This window comes from Caldanaerobacter subterraneus subsp. tengcongensis MB4 (assembly GCF_000007085.1).
GTDB classification, from domain to species: domain Bacteria; phylum Bacillota; class Thermoanaerobacteria; order Thermoanaerobacterales; family Thermoanaerobacteraceae; genus Thermoanaerobacter; species Thermoanaerobacter subterraneus.
Map to the genome: position 1 here is coordinate 1,958,327 of NC_003869.1, position 16,653 is coordinate 1,974,979.

At 36.7% G+C, this 16,653-nt stretch carries 21 protein-coding genes; 1 reads left to right on the forward strand and 20 read right to left on the reverse strand.

The window, feature by feature from the left end; all coding sequences use genetic code 11:
• Nucleotides 1-3: 3 nt before the first annotated feature.
• From kdpC to TTE_RS09665, 5 genes are all read right to left on the reverse strand, one after another.
• The gene (gene kdpC / locus TTE_RS09650) at nucleotides 4-585 is read right to left on the reverse strand and encodes a potassium-transporting ATPase subunit KdpC (RefSeq protein WP_009610759.1); all 582 of its coding nucleotides are present in this window, start codon (nucleotides 583-585) and stop codon (nucleotides 4-6) included.
• An 11-nt stretch (nucleotides 586-596) separates the two neighbouring features.
• Complete coding sequence (kdpB, locus tag TTE_RS09655) at nucleotides 597-2,642, reverse strand: potassium-transporting ATPase subunit KdpB (protein WP_009610761.1); 2,046 nt, start codon at nucleotides 2,640-2,642, stop codon at nucleotides 597-599.
• A gap of 15 nt (nucleotides 2,643-2,657) precedes the next feature.
• The gene (gene kdpA / locus TTE_RS09660) at nucleotides 2,658-4,343 is read right to left on the reverse strand and encodes a potassium-transporting ATPase subunit KdpA (RefSeq protein ID WP_011026130.1); all 1,686 of its coding nucleotides are present in this window, start codon (nucleotides 4,341-4,343) and stop codon (nucleotides 2,658-2,660) included.
• 13 nt (nucleotides 4,344-4,356) lie between these two features.
• A complete protein-coding gene (kdpF, locus tag TTE_RS14655) occupies nucleotides 4,357-4,455 on the reverse strand; it encodes a K(+)-transporting ATPase subunit F (RefSeq protein ID WP_081427419.1) in 99 nt (32 codons plus the stop codon).
• Between the two features lie 388 nt (nucleotides 4,456-4,843).
• Entirely contained in the window at nucleotides 4,844-7,180 is a 2,337-nt protein-coding gene (locus tag TTE_RS09665; RefSeq protein ID WP_011026131.1) for a sugar phosphate nucleotidyltransferase, read from the reverse strand.
• A gap of 128 nt (nucleotides 7,181-7,308) precedes the next feature.
• On the opposite strand from TTE_RS09665, the gene TTE_RS09670 reads away from it, so the two are divergent.
• Complete coding sequence (locus TTE_RS09670) at nucleotides 7,309-8,250, forward strand: Na/Pi cotransporter family protein (RefSeq protein WP_031314080.1); 942 nt, start codon at nucleotides 7,309-7,311, stop codon at nucleotides 8,248-8,250.
• Between the two features lie 182 nt (nucleotides 8,251-8,432).
• Here TTE_RS09670 and TTE_RS09675 read toward each other — a convergent pair whose 3' ends face one another.
• From TTE_RS09675 to TTE_RS09740, 15 genes are all read right to left on the reverse strand, one after another.
• Complete coding sequence (locus TTE_RS09675) at nucleotides 8,433-8,726, reverse strand: hypothetical protein (RefSeq protein ID WP_011026132.1); 294 nt, start codon at nucleotides 8,724-8,726, stop codon at nucleotides 8,433-8,435.
• A 523-nt stretch (nucleotides 8,727-9,249) separates the two neighbouring features.
• Nucleotides 9,250-10,533: an IS110 family transposase gene (locus TTE_RS09680; RefSeq protein WP_011024548.1), complete on the reverse strand. Its 1,284-nt coding sequence runs from the start codon at nucleotides 10,531-10,533 to the stop codon at nucleotides 9,250-9,252.
• 255 nt (nucleotides 10,534-10,788) lie between these two features.
• Nucleotides 10,789-11,097 carry a hypothetical protein gene (locus tag TTE_RS09685; RefSeq protein ID WP_011026133.1) on the reverse strand — a complete coding sequence of 103 codons (309 nt, stop codon included), beginning with the start codon at nucleotides 11,095-11,097 and terminating at the stop codon, nucleotides 10,789-10,791.
• Nucleotides 11,098-11,147: 50 nt separating this feature from the next.
• Nucleotides 11,148-12,224: a DUF3854 domain-containing protein gene (locus TTE_RS09690; RefSeq protein ID WP_011026134.1), complete on the reverse strand. Its 1,077-nt coding sequence runs from the start codon at nucleotides 12,222-12,224 to the stop codon at nucleotides 11,148-11,150.
• Between the two features lie 17 nt (nucleotides 12,225-12,241).
• Nucleotides 12,242-12,778, reverse strand: coding sequence for a 5' nucleotidase, NT5C type (locus TTE_RS09695; RefSeq protein WP_011026135.1), 537 nt, complete (start codon nucleotides 12,776-12,778; stop codon nucleotides 12,242-12,244).
• A 35-nt stretch (nucleotides 12,779-12,813) separates the two neighbouring features.
• On the reverse strand, nucleotides 12,814-13,161 hold the full coding sequence (locus tag TTE_RS09700; protein WP_041587192.1) for a hypothetical protein: 348 nt from the start codon (nucleotides 13,159-13,161) through the stop codon (nucleotides 12,814-12,816).
• Between the two features lie 58 nt (nucleotides 13,162-13,219).
• Nucleotides 13,220-13,402: a hypothetical protein gene (locus TTE_RS09705; protein ID WP_041587193.1), complete on the reverse strand. Its 183-nt coding sequence runs from the start codon at nucleotides 13,400-13,402 to the stop codon at nucleotides 13,220-13,222.
• A 37-nt stretch (nucleotides 13,403-13,439) separates the two neighbouring features.
• Nucleotides 13,440-13,673, reverse strand: coding sequence for a hypothetical protein (locus tag TTE_RS09710; protein ID WP_011026137.1), 234 nt, complete (start codon nucleotides 13,671-13,673; stop codon nucleotides 13,440-13,442).
• Nucleotides 13,657-14,001 (reverse strand): hypothetical protein, encoded by a 345-nt coding sequence (locus TTE_RS09715; RefSeq protein ID WP_011026138.1) that lies wholly within the window; start codon nucleotides 13,999-14,001, stop codon nucleotides 13,657-13,659. The genes TTE_RS09710 and TTE_RS09715 overlap by 17 nt, the downstream gene beginning before the upstream one ends.
• 34 nt (nucleotides 14,002-14,035) lie before the next feature.
• Nucleotides 14,036-14,176 carry a hypothetical protein gene (locus TTE_RS14045; RefSeq protein WP_162828798.1) on the reverse strand — a complete coding sequence of 47 codons (141 nt, stop codon included), beginning with the start codon at nucleotides 14,174-14,176 and terminating at the stop codon, nucleotides 14,036-14,038.
• Between the two features lie 19 nt (nucleotides 14,177-14,195).
• Nucleotides 14,196-14,423, reverse strand: coding sequence for a hypothetical protein (locus tag TTE_RS09720; RefSeq protein ID WP_011026140.1), 228 nt, complete (start codon nucleotides 14,421-14,423; stop codon nucleotides 14,196-14,198).
• 355 nt (nucleotides 14,424-14,778) lie between these two features.
• Complete coding sequence (locus TTE_RS09725) at nucleotides 14,779-15,630, reverse strand: ArdC family protein (protein WP_011026142.1); 852 nt, start codon at nucleotides 15,628-15,630, stop codon at nucleotides 14,779-14,781.
• Nucleotides 15,627-15,854: a hypothetical protein gene (locus tag TTE_RS09730; protein WP_041587194.1), complete on the reverse strand. Its 228-nt coding sequence runs from the start codon at nucleotides 15,852-15,854 to the stop codon at nucleotides 15,627-15,629. The genes TTE_RS09725 and TTE_RS09730 overlap by 4 nt, the downstream gene beginning before the upstream one ends.
• Nucleotides 15,855-16,138: 284 nt before the next feature.
• Nucleotides 16,139-16,399, reverse strand: a complete 261-nt coding sequence (locus TTE_RS09735) for a type II toxin-antitoxin system RelE family toxin (RefSeq protein ID WP_041587195.1) — start codon at nucleotides 16,397-16,399, stop codon at nucleotides 16,139-16,141.
• Nucleotides 16,392-16,631, reverse strand: a complete 240-nt coding sequence (locus TTE_RS09740) for a hypothetical protein (RefSeq protein WP_011026145.1) — start codon at nucleotides 16,629-16,631, stop codon at nucleotides 16,392-16,394. Before TTE_RS09740 ends, TTE_RS09735 begins: the two co-directional genes overlap by 8 nt.
• Nucleotides 16,632-16,653 lie beyond the last annotated feature (22 nt).

Here is a 16,653-nt window from a genome sequence, read left to right on the forward strand (position 1 = left end):
ACCTCACTTTTTATGCTTTTTAATTTCTTCCAATAAGCTCAAATTCAGTTTCAATACATTAACCCTCGGTTCACCAAAAAGGCCTAAGAATCTCCCTTCTATGTTTTTATCTACTAATTTTTTTACAACCTCTTCAGGCAAACCATTAACCTTGGCAACTCTTTTGACCTGAAGGTAAGCAGCTTTAGGAGAAATATGAGGATCCAAACCGGAACCAGAAGAGGTCACGATATCTGCAGGAATTTCACTCCTTTTAACTCCCGGATTCTTCTTTAAAAATTCTTCAATGTTTTTCTCTAGCTCTTCGTGAAATTTGGGATTAGACAGAGCGTAGTTTGTGCCACCCGAGGAAGTAGCATCGTAGTCCACAGCAGAAGGCCTTCCCATGAACCAGCGAGGGTCAGTAAACTTCTGCCCTATAAGTTCTGAACCAACAGGTTTACCATCTACTTTAATTATACTACCTTTTGCCTGATAAGGAAATAATAAATTTGCAATCCCAGTCATTACAAAAGGATACACCAATCCCAGCAAAACCATAAAAACCAGTGTAAATTTTATCGTCCTTTTAATCTCTTCGCCCATATTAAAATCCCTCACATCCCAAAAATAGAAGATATTATCATGTCAATAAGCTTTATACCCACAAATGGAGCAATCAAACCACCTAATCCATAAATGAGCAAGTTCCTCATAAGCAAGGCATTGGCGCTCATGGGTCTATACTTTACTCCTCTCATAGCTATAGGAATGAGTATAGGTATTATAATCGCATTATATATCAAGGCTGACAGTATAGCATTTGTTGGAGATGAAAGTTTCATCACGTCTAAAACTTTTATTGCCGGCAAAGTTTCAGAAATAATGGCAGGGAGAATGGCAAAATATTTTGCCACGTCATTTGCAATGCTAAAAGTAGTAAGAGCTCCTCTTGTCATGAGAAGCTGTTTCCCTATTCCTACAACCTCTATAATTTTTGTCGGGTCAGAATCCAAGTCTACCATATTGGCAGCTTCTTTAGCCGCCATAGTACCGCTGTTCATTGCAAGTCCCACATCTGCCTGTGCCAAAGCTGGAGCATCATTTGTGCCATCCCCTGTCATTGCGACAAGCCTTCCCTGAGCTTGTTCTCTCTTTATGACGTTTATCTTATCTTCAGGCTTGCTTTCCGCAATAAACTCATCGACACCGGCTTCTTCCGCTATCGTTTTGGCAGTTAATGGATTGTCTCCAGTTATCATGATGGTCTTAATTCCCATAGCTCTCAATTGTTTAAATCTTTCCTTCATTCCAGGCTTTATTGTATCCTTTAGATATATTACTCCCAGTACCTCATTATCCTTTACCACCACAAGAGGGGTACCGCCTAATAGGGATATTTTCTCCACTTCTTTATCTAAGTCATCTGGAATACTTCCGCCTTTTTCCCCTATGTATTCCTTCACTTTATCATAGGACCCTTTTCTCACAATAGTGCCATCTTTTAAGTTAAGGCCACTCATTCTTGTCTCCGCGCTGAATTCAACAACTTCTGCTCCTTCTAAAATATCATCAGGAGCCTTTGCACCCATTTTTCTAGCTAAATCCACTATTGACCTTCCCTCTGGAGTGAGGTCCTTTAAAGAAGAAATAAGTGCATAATAAGTGACTTCTTCCTTTGAGTGGCCTCCCACCGGTATAAAATCAGCAGCTAATCTATTTCCAAAAGTTATGGTGCCTGTCTTATCCAAAAGTATTGTATCTATATCTCCCGCAGCTTCCACCGCTTTTCCAGACATCGCAATCACATTAAAGCGAGTGACCCTGTCCATTCCTGCAATACCTATTGCAGACAAAAGTCCTCCAATGGTAGTCGGTATCAGACATACGAGCAATGCTATCATGGTAGCAGCGCTTATCCTGACGTGTACAAACTTGGCCATCGGATAAAGCGTCATAACTACGACTATAAAAATTATTGTCAAACTGACCAGTACCGTAGTAAGAGCAATCTCATTTGGAGACTTTTGCCTCTTTGCTCCTTCTACTAGTTTGATCATTCTATCTAGGAAAGACTCTCCTTCATCAACTGTTACCCGAATTTTGATGCGATCGCTTATTACTTTAGTTCCTCCCGTGACAGAACTAAAGTCTCCTCCTGCCTCTTTTATGACAGGAGCAGATTCTCCAGTTATGGCAGATTCGTCAATCGCAGCAAGCCCTTCAATTATCTCACCATCTGCTGGAATTATATCCCCTGCCTCACAGATAACTATGTCCCCTTTTTTAAGCTCAGAAGACTTGACTATCTTAATGCTCCCATCGCTCTGTACAAGTTTAGCCATTGTCTCTTTTTTAGTCTTTCTCAGAGTCTCTGCCTGAGCTTTACCTCGCCCCTCTGCCAAGGATTCTGCAAAGTTAGCAAATAAAACTGTGACAAAAAGTATGAAAGTCACTAAAGCGTTATATCCTACCTCATCAGGAGTACTGCCAAAATAGGTAGGAAATATAGTAGCCAAAAGGGTGATAAAGGTTCCCACTTCCACCACAAACATCACAGGGTTTTTGTACATGTACAAAGGATTTAATTTTATGAAAGAATTCTTAATAGCCCCTACTACTATCTCTCTGCTCCAGGTCTTTATTTCTCTCTTTCTCTTCATATCCTTTTACCTCCATTACGTCATGCTCAAAAACTCAGAAATAGGCCCTAGTATCACCGCAGGGAAGAAGGTAAGTGCTCCAACAATTAGCACCACAGCTATAAATATGGCGCCAAAAATCGCATTATCCGTTCTAAAAGTTCCAGGCGATGGGGGCGCAGGAATTTTCTCCGCCATAGAACCTGCAACAGCTAACATAAGAATAATGGTTATATATCTTCCAAAAAACATAACCAAGCCTGTCATTATATTCATAAACACAGTATTTCCTATAAATCCTGCAAATTCAGAACCATTATTTGCCGCTGCAGAAGAAAACTCATACAAAACTTGTGTAAGTCCATGATATAGTGGATTTGTTACAGAAGAAGCTCCCACTTTTAGCATCACTGTCAAAGCAGATGAAAAAAGTATCAAAAAAGGGTGAACCAATATTGCAAGGGCTATAAGTTTTATTTCTTTAGTTTCAATTTTTCTTCCTAAATATTCTGGAGTTCTTCCTACCATAAGCCCCGTCAAAAATACCGTCAATATTGTATACATTATTATATTCTGAAGTCCTGCTCCATCTCCTCCAAAAATGGTATTTAGCATCATGAGGATAAGCGGCACTGCTCCTCCTAAAGGTGTATAAGAATCGTGCATGCTGTCAACAGAACCTGTTGTAAAAGCAGTAGTCACAGTCGCAAATAGTGGAGATTGGGAGACTCCAAAGCGAACTTCTTTTCCTTCATAATTTCCATAAGGCTTACCATAAATATGTAATTTCGAATAAGCCACTCCTGGATGATTTTCCGCATAAACTGCTCCAACAGCCAAAAGAATAAAAATCACAAACAAGGAAATGTATAATACCAAAGCGTGTTTTTTATTGTTTATCATTAATCCATAAGTGTAAATTAAAGATGTAGGCAAAAGCATCATAAGAAGCATCTCAATCATATTGGTAAGCCAAGTAGGATTTTCAAAGGGGTGAGAAGAATTCGCCCCAAAAAATCCACCGCCATTTGTTCCTAAGTGTTTAATTGACTCTAATACAGCTACGGGACCTGTTATAATAGTTTGCTTCCCACCCTCCAGCGTATCCACAACCACTTTTCCAGCAAAAGTTTGAGGTACTCCCTGCCACACCAATATGAGGGTTGCCAACATAGAGATTGGCAGTAAAAGCCTTACAGTTATTCTCACAAAATCAGCATAAAAATTGCCTAAATTAGTGGTCTTTTTGCTCAACCCTCTCATTATAGCAGCTGCAGTGACAAGTCCTGATGCCGCAGAAGTAAACATCAAAAATACAATTACAATCATCTGACTTAAAAATGTAATACCATCTTCTCCAGCATAGTGCTGAAGATTGGTATTTGTCATAAAGCTTATAACAGTGTTAAAAGCCAGAGAAGATTCCATATTTTTTGCACCGGTAGGATTTAGAGGCAGGAACTGTTGAACCCTTAAAATAAAATAGGTGATTATCATCATCACCATATTCACCAGCAGAAAAGTTAGCGCATACTTTTTCCAATCCATTTCCTCTTCTGGATTGATTCCCGTAATTTTGTATATAAAATTTTCCACAGGCAAAAAAATCTTATCTGACCTCATGGGCTTATATTCAAAAATATTGTACATGTAAGTTCCTAAAGGCTTGGTCAGTAAGACTATGATGGCTATCATGGTAAAAAGCTCTATATTTGAGTACATAGGGTCTCCTCCCTTAAAATTCTTCAGGATGTATCAAAGCGTAAAACAGATAGATCAGCAAAAGAAAAAAGACCACGTACAAAAGAACCACTTTAATACACCTCTGTTTCATAGGTATTGGCTTCTAGCAAATTGCGGCACCATTTAACTATTCCCTTTACAATGGAGTACAATGTGGCAAAACCTGCTAGAATTATAAAATCCATTTTCTCCTTCACCTCTTATTATTATCGTTTTTGTGACAGAATATTATAAATTCAAAAACATAAAAGCCTCCTCACTTGTTACAGGAGGCGGACTACATGGCAACATGTTTACATATTGCCATGTCTTCCAGACATTTTTGTTAATTTATTTACTAATTATTGTACCATAAATATTATATTATTCAAGCCTATAAACATCAAAAGAAATCCCGCCTTCTTAAATGCCCTTTAAAACAAAAAAAGAGGATGTAAAGCGTTACAACTTACTCATCCTCTTTAATTTATCACTTTACATCACTTTCCATCATTTTTCAATAAAATATCCTGTATCTTTTTTTCATAAATTGTAAAAAGCCTTTCAGCTTTCTCCGGTGTCAATGCCTCCACATACACATTGCAAAAAGGAAGTTCGCTATCGGGAACCACTAGAACCCATCCTTCATCCTCTTCAAACCTTAGCCCATCCAAAAATGTAACATTATTTTTACGGGTTTCAAACAGTTCTCTTATTATTCTCCCCTTATCCTTCCAATCACATCTTATTCTCTTGACTGTTTTATACCTAAGAGGAAAACTATCTTTTATCTCCGAAAGCCTTTTATTCTTTAACCTTACGTATTCAATCACTTCTAACAAAAAGTTTATCCCGTCAAAAGAAAGGTCAAAATACACCTGCCTTCCCTCTTCTAAATTAGTCATCGACCTCATAAGGTCCCTTGGTGAAATCTTTCCTACAACTGTCTCTACTGCAAGTTCTTCTGCAAACTCTGCCAAATACTTGGAACTGTTAAAAGGCAGTACAACTTTCTTTAGACCTTTTTCCCTGGCAATCAACATCTTTAGATAATTCACTTCATCTTCATCAAATTTCCTATCTTTTTCGTCATAAAGTTCTATCTCTTCCCCATTCTTTTTCAATTTCACTTTCAAGTGATAGTTTTGGTCATCTAAAATTTGCTCTCCTTTTATCTGCAGAAGCACTTTTTTAGTCCATTCATCATGAGGCTTAACCTTTATCTTGAAAGAATCTGCTCTATTTTTGACAAGATAATCCTTATAATCTCCCTCTACATCCACCTCTTTTATTGGCTTTATGTCTTCTATTTTTCTTCTTGATATGTCGTGAATTTTTAATTTATTCTCTATCTTCTTCTCCAAATTTCTATCTATATCCATTCCCTCTCCATCCAAAAATAAAATTCTAATTTCCTCCCCTATCCTTTCTACATACACCCCTCCTTTTGCACTTCTTAACCTGATTCCCACTCTTAAAGCCGGCAGCAGAAAGCTATTGCTTTTTAACACTTCACACCCGGAAAAAGCAAGCCCGTAAGCAATCAAATCGGCAATGAGAGAGGAAGCTAGTTCCTCATCACTTCCCACAATGACTTTCCCTTTCATTAAATCCCCAAAGGCCTCCCCAATTTCTACAGCCTGATAAGGACCTATCTCTTCATTAAAAATGCCCCTTATCCCTCTGTAACCAAAAGATAGGTTTTTCCTGCCATTTCCCCAAACTACATCCTTTGAGACTACTGCCTCTTCCTCTATAACCTTAAAAGGCCAAACTTTTACATCCGGTCTTATCTCTGCAAAAGCCTTTATTCTAACCCCTTCTCCTATTACAGCATTTTCCAATATCCTTGCGTTAGAATCTATTCTGACCTTATTGCACACCACTGCTCCATTCAATTCGCTGTTTTCCCCTACATATACATCTTCCCACAGTACAGAATTTTTTACATGACTTCCTTTCTTTATAATCGTACCTCTTCCTATGACCACATTAGGCCCTACTACAGCATTTTCCTCAATAACCACCTCATTTCCTATAATCAAAGGAAGAATCAACTTTGCTCCCGAAGACATTAAAACCTTCTTGCCAATAACTTTTCCTTCTTCAAGGAGGATTTTTCTGTAACCCAAATCCAGCTTACCTTCCAACACATCAAAATGGCTTGAAAGGTACTGCGCTGTATTTCCTATGTCACACCAGTAGCCTTCTGTAATGTACCCATACATAGGAATGTTTTCCTTCAAAAGAAGCGGAAACAAGTCTTTACTAAAATCAAAAGGTCTATCTTCAGGTATAAATTCAAGTATTTCCGGTTCAATTATGTAAATCCCTGTGTTGACAGTATCGCTAAAAACCTCTCCCCACGACGGTTTCTCTAAAAACTTTACTATTTTCCCTGTTTCATCGACTATTACAACTCCATACTCTAAAGGAATTTCTACTTTTTTTAAAACTAAAGTCACTTTCGAACCCTTTTTCCTGTGAAAGTCATATACTTCCTTTATGTTTACATCTGTAATTACATCTCCGCTCATGACAATAAAAGTTTCCTTCAGGAAATCTTTCGCGTTTTTCACACTTCCTGCAGTCCCCAGAGGCTTTTCTTCTGTGTAAAACTTTATTTCATTTCCATACTCTTCAAGCAAGTAATCTTTTATCTTGTGAGGTAAATAAAAAAGAGTGACTGCTAATTCCCCCACTCCGTACTTGTGCAAATGCTCTACAATATGCTTTATCGCAGGTTTATTTGCCACAGGCACCAAAGGCTTTGGAATATCAAAAGTTAAAGGCCTTAATCTGCTTCCCTCTCCACCTGCCATTATTATCCCTTTCATCCAACCACCCCAAAAAATTTATTGACCCTAATTTTTATTTTCTTTATTTGTGCAAAAATTATTCATTTCAAACTTGAAGCTACATAAAATTGAAATGAAAAGTTAAGCAGGTGGAGGATAGAATGCTAATTTTTTTATCTTTGCTGTACTTTTCTGTAGGAATTGGAATATTTATATGGGGAATTTTTACCATAACCAGCGGGTTAAAATCTATATCCAAAGAAAAGCTTTCATATTTTATAAACCATTTCGCAAACAGCCTTTTTAAATCTATAACAATAGGTTTTATCGTGACTTTAATTTTACAAAGTAGCAGCATGGTGACAGTAATCGCTGTAACTATGGCAAACGCTCGACTTTTAACGCTTAAAAGCGCAGCAGGTATAATAATGGGTTCTAATATCGGAACAACTATTGCAGTGCAGCTTTACGCTTTTAACCTTTTTAAACTGGCACCTTTTTTAGTGTTTATCGGATCCTTGCTTCACTTTCAAAATTGGCACAGCAAATTAAAACTTTTGGGAGATGTGTCACTAGGATTTGGACTTGTATTTTACGGCCTAAAAATAATGGAATTAGCTACAGCCCCTTTCAAAAACTCAGGTGTCAACCTTACCAATTCAAATTTGTCCAACCCCTTAATCGGAATATTTATTGGGGTAGTATCAGCTCTCATACTTCAGTCGAGCAACATAGGAATAGCAACCCTTCAAGTCTTAGTCACTTCCCACATTTTGAGTTTAGAACAGGCCTTGCCCATAATCTACGGTCTAAACATAGGAACCTGCTCTGAAGCATTCATTTTAAGCTTTGCCTCCAGCAGAGAAGGAAAAAAAATAGCTTTATTCAATATTTTCCTCAACCTATGGGGCACTTTAGTGTTTTTGCCTTTCACAAACTTTTTTGCAGAATTATTACGACACACCTCTCCTAGCAATCCCTTAAGGCAGGTGGCCAATGCTCACACGTTTTTTAACATTTTTTCTGCCATCGCAATAATCCCTTTCCTTAAAATCATATTTAACTTACTGGATAAAATAGTAAACATAAGTAAAAGAAAAAAGCCCTGAGGGCTTTTAATCACCAATTTTATACATATTCCAAGGTTTAAGTTTTATTTGATGCTTGTAATGCTTAAAAATACTGAATTTTAGGCAATATATAATTTTTATTCTTTCCTTATTCCCACACTTTTCCCACAGTAAAATTTTACCTAAAAAAATACAAAAGGTGCAGCAAAAACACGCTGCACTTATCTTGTTTCTGCTTTTTCTTTTTTCATTTTTTCAATATATTCTCTTATAGTCATGGCATTTGGATCTGTGTTTATTTCGTGCACATATATACATTCTATGTCTTTCATGTTATCGCTTGTTGCATAGTCTATACCAAAAACTTTGTTATCTTTAACAATTTCAGCGCTTATAAATGTGTAAACTTTGGGATATTCAGTAAATAATTCATTCATTTTGTTTATTAAGTCTTGTTCAGTTAAAATGCTATTTTTTAAAAAGTTTTTTACGTCATTGCTAAGTATTAATTTCATAAAAAACACTCTCCCTCTATTATCTTTTATTTTCTCTTAATATCTTAGTTTTTCTTTAATTTTCTCATCACAACAAGAGCATCTCATGGCTTATATTACCATTTCTTACTTATCTAACCATTAAATGGGTAAGCTTAATAAACCTCATATCCTATTTCCATATTATGGCGGGATAGCTCCACTTATCTCATGGGGTTTACCCTCCCATGTCTCACTGGATCTTAGTCCTTAATTCCTTCGTTCTACCTGCCATGAGGTGGATGTCATTTCTGCTCCATTGCAGGGTCTTTGCCCGTATGGTGATTATTTTTATGACAATTCCCGCTCTTGTTGTCAATATCCCATCTCTTGATTGGTTGTTTTTGTCTTATTCCTTCTTTTACCTTTTATGTCACATCGTTCACACTTTCGCTTTTCATAAAAATCAATTTCTTCTTAAGGGTCAGCTCTTTAGATGTGACTAAGTTAAAGCTGAAGAGAAGATGATTAACCCTTAATTGATTTGATAGTATGTTGGCACTTTTTATGCAGCTTCCTGTAAGCCTGGCCTCTTTATGTCCTTCATCATCTTGATTGGGTCATATTTTACTCCTTTCTTTAATATGACATAAAATATCCTTATCAGTTTGTTGCACAATACTATTAGTGATTGCTTCTTTTTTAGCGGGTTTTGCGCTCTGGTGGTGTAATATTTGTGTAGTTCACGAAATTCTTCGTTTTTTGCGACCAAGGCCATTACTGCATTAAATAGCACACTCCTCAATCGCTTCCTCCCTCTTTTACTTATTGTCGTTTCTCCTTTATGCTTACCAGAGCTATTTTCTATTAGGTTTAATCCCCCTAGTTTTTGTATCTGTTTTGGATGTTCATATTTTTCAATATCTCCTACTTCTGCAATAAAACCTGCTACTGTGTTTACTCCTATCCCTTTGATTTCTAGTAGTTCTTTAACCCCTGGTATCTCAACTATTAATTCTTCCATCTTCTTCTCTATTTCTTCAATTTGTTTTTTTAAAAATTCGTATTGTTCAATGAGAGTCTTTATCTCGTATTCCGCCATCTTTATGCCCTGCTTCTTCCCTATGCTCTCCTTAGCAGTTTCTATCAGCTTTATAGCCCTTTTTTCTCCTACCCCTCTTTGTACTTCTTTCTTCCATATCGATATTATTTCTTCAGCACTCTTTTTTGCTATCTTCTCAGGCGTTGGAAATTCTCTTAATGTGATAAGTGCTGCTTTCCCTTCCCAGTCTGAAAATACGGTGTTAAACTCTGGAAAGTATATGTCCAACCATCTTGTTATTTGATTTTTTGTCATCCCTATTTGTTTGTTCAACCTGTCTTTTATGCCCATCGCTACCCTTAATTCTGCATATACTCCTTCAGGTATTATCGGCTCTACATATCTCCCGTCTTTTACTAGCATTGCTATTGTTTTTGGGTCTTTCTTATCGCTTTTTGTGGGAGAATTGTCATCTAATTCTTTGCTCATCTTTACATGAAATGGATTAACCAATACTACCTTTATGTTATTGTCTTTAAGGTATTGGGCAAAACACAGCCAATATTGCCCTGTCGGTTCTATCCCTACTATTAGTTTGTTTTTCTTATGTCTCTCCATCAAGTCTTTTGCCCAGTTAAGAAATTTTGTCATACCTTCTCTATTGTTTTCAAATCTCAGGTATTTCCCATATTCTACTCCTCTGTAGTCAAATGCTCTGGCATAATGGCTTTCTTTTGCTATGTCTACTCCCGCAATTAATGTGTCTCCCGTTACTTGCAAAATCTTTTCATTTTGTTTATACTTCATTTTAGGTACCTCCTGTTTATTTTGATAATTCGAGGTAAGTTCTTAAACTTACACTCTGTATTTTATCAGGAGGTACTTATTTTTTCAAAGTCCATTCTCCCTTATTTTTTATTCATTACAGGAATGCTCCTTTACTTGAATTTCGTCAAAGAGAGTGTTTTAATAAAAATATAAAAAGGGCATACACTCTCTTTGACCCAGTGTAGCCCTTTTCTTACATTTTCATTTTTATTATAATTGTTTTTGTTTATTTTGTCAAGATAATTTTATGATTATGTCAGTTTTTCTAGGATGGAAATTTTCTCCTTTGTTAACAACAGTTTTTATAAGAATTTCATTTGGACTTGTAAATATACCTGCTACAGTAATATCAGCAAAAGTATTTATAATAACGAAATCTTGATTAACTTTTATTTCTCCAAGTTCTTCCTGGGCACTTTTTATTGTATCAATTACTAATCCCTTGATAATGTTTCTATCCTTAATTCGATCTAATGAATGTGGAGAAAAAATAATCCAGATTTCATTTCCCCATAACTCTATTAATTTTATGTTTTTGTCCAACTTAATTCCCCTCCTTCAAAATTTAAAAAGAGAGAGGCCAAAAGCCTCTCTCACACAACTTCCTTTTGTTTTTGCTTTCTCTGCGCTAGAAGGTAGTCATCAATACCTTTATACCTGCTGTCCCATGTTTTTGTTTTAACTACAAAGCCTGCTTCAGTAAGCTTCTTTTCCAGCTTTTCTTTTGCCTTTTGCACTGCTTTGTTTGTTAAACTGTCCATGTCAAATGCAATGTAGATTTTTTCTGCTCCCAACTGCTTTAGCACAACCTCTATACCTTTTATCGCTGTAACTCCGGGTACGGACACAAACGTAAAACGTGACAGATAATGCGCCACATCAGCTTTTAAAGGGCCTTCAGTAACAATAACAACTTTAGAAGGCTCTCCATGTACGCCCTGCCACGCATGAGCAGGTGTGCCGTTTAATTTATTTCTGGACGAGAACCAGACATATTTTCCGAACTCTTCTTCGTCCAGTCTTATTTGAAAGCCCTGTATTCGTCCCTGTACGTCTTTTACAGGGATTAAAAATCCTTTATAATCTACAAAGTCCCAGTACCTTTCCCCATCCTTTTCTCTCTGGTAAAAGCCCGGAATGCCTTTTAGGTTATACCCTTCTTTGATAAGTTCCTTACATATTTCCCACCGTTGCTGCGGTTCTTCCGGTAGGGACTTATAAAGGTTTTTGACTGTTTCTTCCCAGGATAGGCCCCTTTTAAGAAGTTTTTTTCGGTGTTCTGGTTCCAAGACAAGTTTATCTAAAAAGGCCCTGTATACTTTATCTCTGGTTTCTATAGGTGCGACTGAGTTATATTTTATCCTTTTGTCAGCTCTTTCCTTGGCAGCAGGATTTGTAGGGTAATTTTCTTCTTTTATTCTTTTGTATGCCTCTTTTCTACTTATATTTTCAAGTTTCGCATACAGGTCTACTGCATCCCCGCCTTCCCCGCAGCGTACACAGTAGTAGACATTTTTTGATACATTTAAATAAAGGTGTCCGTGTTCAGGGTCCTTTTTTGAATCTCCGCAGAACGGACACCTCGCAATGTATTCTTCATTTGATGCTCTTCTTAGAATTCTTATCCCCAACCTTTTTGCAACGTCCAAAATGTCCAAATCTCTGTGCATTTTAAGTCCTCCTCCTTTTAAATGTTGTAATAGACAGCATTTTCAAAGGTTTCAAATAAGTCTAGATTGTAAGGCCATCTTGGAATTAGTACCAGTTTGTTTGTGGTAAGTATTTGTTTTATCTGTACCGGATCGTCTTCCACATAAACGTCTGCATCCAGCTGGTGTTTTTCTTTTGTGAAGTAAACTTCAATTCCGGGGAAATATTTTTCTGCCCACCTTTCAGTTAAAGACTTTAATTCCCTGCTGCGACTTGTTACAAAAACAACTTCTGCGTTAAGATTTAAAAAGGTTGTTAGAAGTTTTAATGAACTGGAAATTGGCTCTGCACCAAGTAAAATGCTGGTTCCTTCTACTGTCGTCCAGAAGTCGTCTGTTAGCTCCGGATTGGGGTATAAAACTGTACTATACCCAATTTCCTCCAATCTTTTATTAACGTTGATAAGTGTGTTATCAATATCAAATGCGACTATTTTGCCTTCCACGTTGTATAAAAGGTTCAAAAATTTGGGAAGATCTTTAGCCTTCCCTGAAAAGTACACCACCTGCTTCATCCTTAATTCCTCCTTTTGATAAATTTAAAAAGGAGCTATACGGAGACGTATCTCCGCAGCTCCTTTTTCGTTCGCATTATTATGTCCGGCCCGCCTTCAATCCACGTATCAGTGTTTTTATAAACTGTTATAATTCCTATGCTGTTTGGGTTGTCGAATACGGCCATGTAGGCTGTTTTTAGTACGTGGTCAAGTACTACAAACCTTGTTTTAGGATGATTTCGCAGTTTCTCTATTTTTGCTTCAGATGCTTTTATGGATTGTATGATGTTTTCTGGAGTAAGTGATGTCCTACCTTTTAACCGTTTTAGTGCATGTGGAGAAAAAATAATTCTTATATAACTGCCCCACAAGAAAACTGTGTACTCCCTCCTTTTGCTCATTTTTCTAGTCCTCCCTTTACGAGATAGGGAGCAACCTTTTTTAGGCTGCTCCTTTACTTTATATTTCTTCACTAATAACTTTGTAACTGTAGTAGATGCAATGAGTGCATCCTTTTGGATGCACGTTGCCCTCTTCCTTACACTTTTTAATAACATGGTCTTTAATGAAGTCTTCGTATTTCTTACACCAATTTCCTGCTTTTATAGTAAAACCTTTGGGTTTATATTCTTTAAATTCCATTTCGTTTTTCCTCCTTCTTTTTTGTCTTTTTTTGAATTTACCAGGGAAAGGTTATAAACTCGTAGTCTAGCATTTTAAATTCTTTAGCTATTTCTTCTGCAAGTATTTCATCCAGAGTTGCATAAGCATCTTTATTCCAGATTTCTTTTGATTTTTCTAAAATTCTTTCTATGGTTTGTTCTACAACTTTTTTACTGAGAGGAGTCTCAATTATTAGGTCCATTTGAATGTCCTTATCGTTAGGGTCAGTGAAATTAATTAGATACAGCATCCCCATTCTCTCCTTTCATTTTTATTTTTAAATTTGCCAGCCGTCTTTGGAGAAGTATTGTGCCCTTTTCTATGTCTTTGTCTCCCCCCGGCCCCTTGTTCAGCCATAAAAACCCTACATCTATGGCTGTGAGCCCGAACCTTTTAGCATTTTCCATTTCGTTTTTTATTAGTGCTTCAAGGTCTTCTTCGTTGAGTCTTATTTTTGTGGGGTCTATGTTGTTTTCTCTGTTCCAGCCGAGGAGTTCATAAAATTTAGTAAGTTTCTGATAGGGGTCAAGGGCGTTATCAAGTTTTCTTAAAACACTCTCTAGTCTTACCTTTTCCACAAAAGGTCCCTCCTTCTAAATTTTGTTTTTGTTTTTACCTGCATTTGCTCCACCCACAGAACGGACAGTAAAGGCATCCTTCTGCAGGAATTAATTTCGCTCCGCAGTCAGGACAGTAGAGTTCCTGAACTGCCTGTGCAAGCTTAATGCTTTTCTTTTCCTCTTTTTCTTTCATAAAAATCCCCCTTTTCTTTTTATTTGAGGTTATATTTTTGTGAAAAATATTGTACAACTTCCGGTATTGCCCTTTTGTAGTAAGGCTGATTCTGTCTGCACCACTCTTTTAATTCTTTCTTGGTGGTTATGGGTGGATGCCAGCTTGTACCTGATTGAATTGCGTCCAGCTGAGGCTCCAGTTCCCTGACGAAATCTCCCACCGTCCACCCTTCCCAGATTTCTTTCTGGAAATTAATTTTGCTCATTTCCATTTCCCCTTCCCTTTAAAATTTTTATTAAAAAGCATATATCTGTTTTTATGACAGACATATGCTTTTCAGCTTTTTTGTTTTCGTGTACCTGTGGTTGAGTCGAAGGTACACTTTTAAGTCCTTTTTGTACCGCTTTTTACGGCAGAGGGTACAGTGCCGTGAGCTTTTCCTGACAACCTCTCCTTTATTTTTCTCCTGCCCCGCATAGTGGGAGAGGTACGGTGTCTGCAGGAGCTCTTTTACGTCAGGATAAAGCTCTATGTACAAAAAGAGAAGGCGCAACTAGCCTTCTCCACGTAATCTTTTTAACTTTTGTCTTTGTAAAATTTATATTTGTCTTGGGGAAAATTTAATAGCATAATAACTCCTCTTTTTTTAAAGTGATGTAGTCTACTGCCTGCTGTGCTTTCGCAGCTGCTTTAAAGATCATCATTTTATTGTTCTGCAGCTGCTTTAACCATGACTGAATGTATGCTGCATTGTTTTCCACTGTTTTTTCCATAATCCCTGCATATTGAGAGAGCATTGCTGCGCCTATTTCTGCAACCAGTTCCTCTAAGGAGTAAGAATTTGCATCAAAAGCACTTTTTTCATTTTCTTTGAACCTGTTTAAGCGCTTTGGATGGCCGGTGGAGTGAATAAGTTCATGGAACAACGTAGAATAGTATTCGTGTATGCTGTAAAAAAAACCTTTATCTGGTATGTTGATTAGATCTTTTGCTGCGTTGTAGTATGCTTCATTTGGGTTATCATGGGTTATTTTGGGGGCATTTTTGTATCCTGCTATAATTTTTTCAGCTTCCTGCAGTGGATTATGTTCTACCTTTTTTAGTTTGGAAGGAATTCCTTCTGTATCGTTTATGTGAAATACGTGATAATACCTTAAAACGAGCAATTCTTTTTCTTTCTCTACAACTTCGCCTGTTTCTGAATCTACTTCTTCGACTATTTTGGTGTAAGGCTTAAAAAATACTACTATTTCGGATTTTGCTCCTTTCTTTATTTTGCCCCCAAGCTGCTGTATCTGCTTGAAGGTGAGATATTCTCCACCTTTTAACAGCAGTACGTTTATTCCTGTGTAAGGTTTCCTGGTGATATAATTTATGGGAGGATTTTCTGTCCAACCCTTTTTCCATGGTATTTCTCCTCTTTCTAACTGTTGAAGAATTTTTTCAAGTACGATTTCGTGGACTTTGCTCATGCTCCTGTTCCTCCTTTACTTTTATAGGTTTTTAAGTTTTCAGCAACAAAGTCCCAGAAGTCTTCTAAAAAATCCTCCTTAGGTTTACTGCTTTCATCTTGGTCTGTAAGTACTGTAAGTGTTTTTCTAAAATCATACATTATCTGGAATGTTTCTCTAAAAGGACCCCATTTTAGAAGCACTAAGAAAATTTTTTCTGCTTTACTGTTCTCGTAAAGTCTCATAAGATCCCTCCTTAAATTTTTAAAATTAAAAAAACAGGAGCTTTTAATTGTCCCTGTTCGTATTTTTTTAGCGCCGTTTTTATCGACAGAGGACGCCATGTCGTGAGCCTGCCTAACAACCCTCTCTTAACGCATAACGGAGAGGGAACAGTTTATTGTGCTTTTATGTTAGGCTGGGCTCTATGTACAAAAGGAAAAGGTAAAATGTTTTTTTATCTTTTATCGTTTTTAATTTAAAAAATAAAAAGGCGGGAGTTTTTAACTTCCCGCCTTAAGCCCTGTTTCTATTTATATACATCTCCACGATATCCGATAGTAACAATAAAAATGATCTTTTCTCCTTTTTGAATTTGATAGATAATCCTTATATTTCCAACCCTATATCTATACAGAGGTGGAAACTTATCTTTAAGTTTTTTGATATTTTTACCAACATAAGGAGATTGGGCAATTTTTTCAATTGCCTCTTTAATTTTCTCTTTTGTATTGCTGTTACACTTTTCTGTAAACTTAACAGCTTCTTTTGCAAGTTTAACCTTATACATTTTTGAACACGTCCTCAAAGTCGTATACATCGCCATTTTCTATGTCTTTAAGACCTCTTTTTATCGATTCTATTAATTCTACATCATTAAGGATTTCATTTTCTTCTTTTTCTTCTTTAAACCTTAAATATTCTATAAAATCAATAACCTCTGCAAGTTCTTCTTCTTGAAGGTTCTCAATAATTTCTTTTACTTTATTTTTGAGTAAGTTATCCATGATTCTCACCACCATTTTTTGTTCTCCTCCTTTTATT

What these genes read in the sequence shown, in the direction of transcription:
- kdpC (WP_009610759.1), bottom strand. Translation starts at nt 585, where the DNA reads ATGGGCGAAGAGATTAAAAGGACGATAAAATTTACACTGGTTTTTATG.
- kdpB (WP_009610761.1), bottom strand. Translation starts at nt 2,642, where the DNA reads ATGAAGAGAAAGAGAGAAATAAAGACCTGGAGCAGAGAGATAGTAGTA.
- kdpA (WP_011026130.1), bottom strand. Translation starts at nt 4,343, where the DNA reads ATGTACTCAAATATAGAGCTTTTTACCATGATAGCCATCATAGTCTTA.
- kdpF (WP_081427419.1), bottom strand. Translation starts at nt 4,455, where the DNA reads ATGAAACAGAGGTGTATTAAAGTGGTTCTTTTGTACGTGGTCTTTTTT.
- TTE_RS09665 (WP_011026131.1), bottom strand. Translation starts at nt 7,180, where the DNA reads ATGAAAGGGATAATAATGGCAGGTGGAGAGGGAAGCAGATTAAGGCCT.
- TTE_RS09675 (WP_011026132.1), bottom strand. Translation starts at nt 8,726, where the DNA reads ATGAAATTAATACTTAGCAATGACGTAAAAAACTTTTTAAAAAATAGC.
- TTE_RS09680 (WP_011024548.1), bottom strand. Translation starts at nt 10,533, where the DNA reads ATGAAGTATAAACAAAATGAAAAGATTTTGCAAGTAACGGGAGACACA.
- TTE_RS09690 (WP_011026134.1), bottom strand. Translation starts at nt 12,224, where the DNA reads ATGCACAGAGATTTGGACATTTTGGACGTTGCAAAAAGGTTGGGGATA.
- TTE_RS09695 (WP_011026135.1), bottom strand. Translation starts at nt 12,778, where the DNA reads ATGAAGCAGGTGGTGTACTTTTCAGGGAAGGCTAAAGATCTTCCCAAA.
- TTE_RS09700 (WP_041587192.1), bottom strand. Translation starts at nt 13,161, where the DNA reads ATGAGCAAAAGGAGGGAGTACACAGTTTTCTTGTGGGGCAGTTATATA.
- TTE_RS09705 (WP_041587193.1), bottom strand. Translation starts at nt 13,402, where the DNA reads ATGGAATTTAAAGAATATAAACCCAAAGGTTTTACTATAAAAGCAGGA.
- TTE_RS09710 (WP_011026137.1), bottom strand. Translation starts at nt 13,673, where the DNA reads ATGCTGTATCTAATTAATTTCACTGACCCTAACGATAAGGACATTCAA.
- TTE_RS14045 (WP_162828798.1), bottom strand. Translation starts at nt 14,176, where the DNA reads ATGAAAGAAAAAGAGGAAAAGAAAAGCATTAAGCTTGCACAGGCAGTT.
- TTE_RS09720 (WP_011026140.1), bottom strand. Translation starts at nt 14,423, where the DNA reads ATGAGCAAAATTAATTTCCAGAAAGAAATCTGGGAAGGGTGGACGGTG.
- TTE_RS09725 (WP_011026142.1), bottom strand. Translation starts at nt 15,630, where the DNA reads ATGAGCAAAGTCCACGAAATCGTACTTGAAAAAATTCTTCAACAGTTA.
- TTE_RS09730 (WP_041587194.1), bottom strand. Translation starts at nt 15,854, where the DNA reads ATGAGACTTTACGAGAACAGTAAAGCAGAAAAAATTTTCTTAGTGCTT.
- TTE_RS09735 (WP_041587195.1), bottom strand. Translation starts at nt 16,399, where the DNA reads ATGTATAAGGTTAAACTTGCAAAAGAAGCTGTTAAGTTTACAGAAAAG.
- TTE_RS09740 (WP_011026145.1), bottom strand. Translation starts at nt 16,631, where the DNA reads ATGGTGGTGAGAATCATGGATAACTTACTCAAAAATAAAGTAAAAGAA.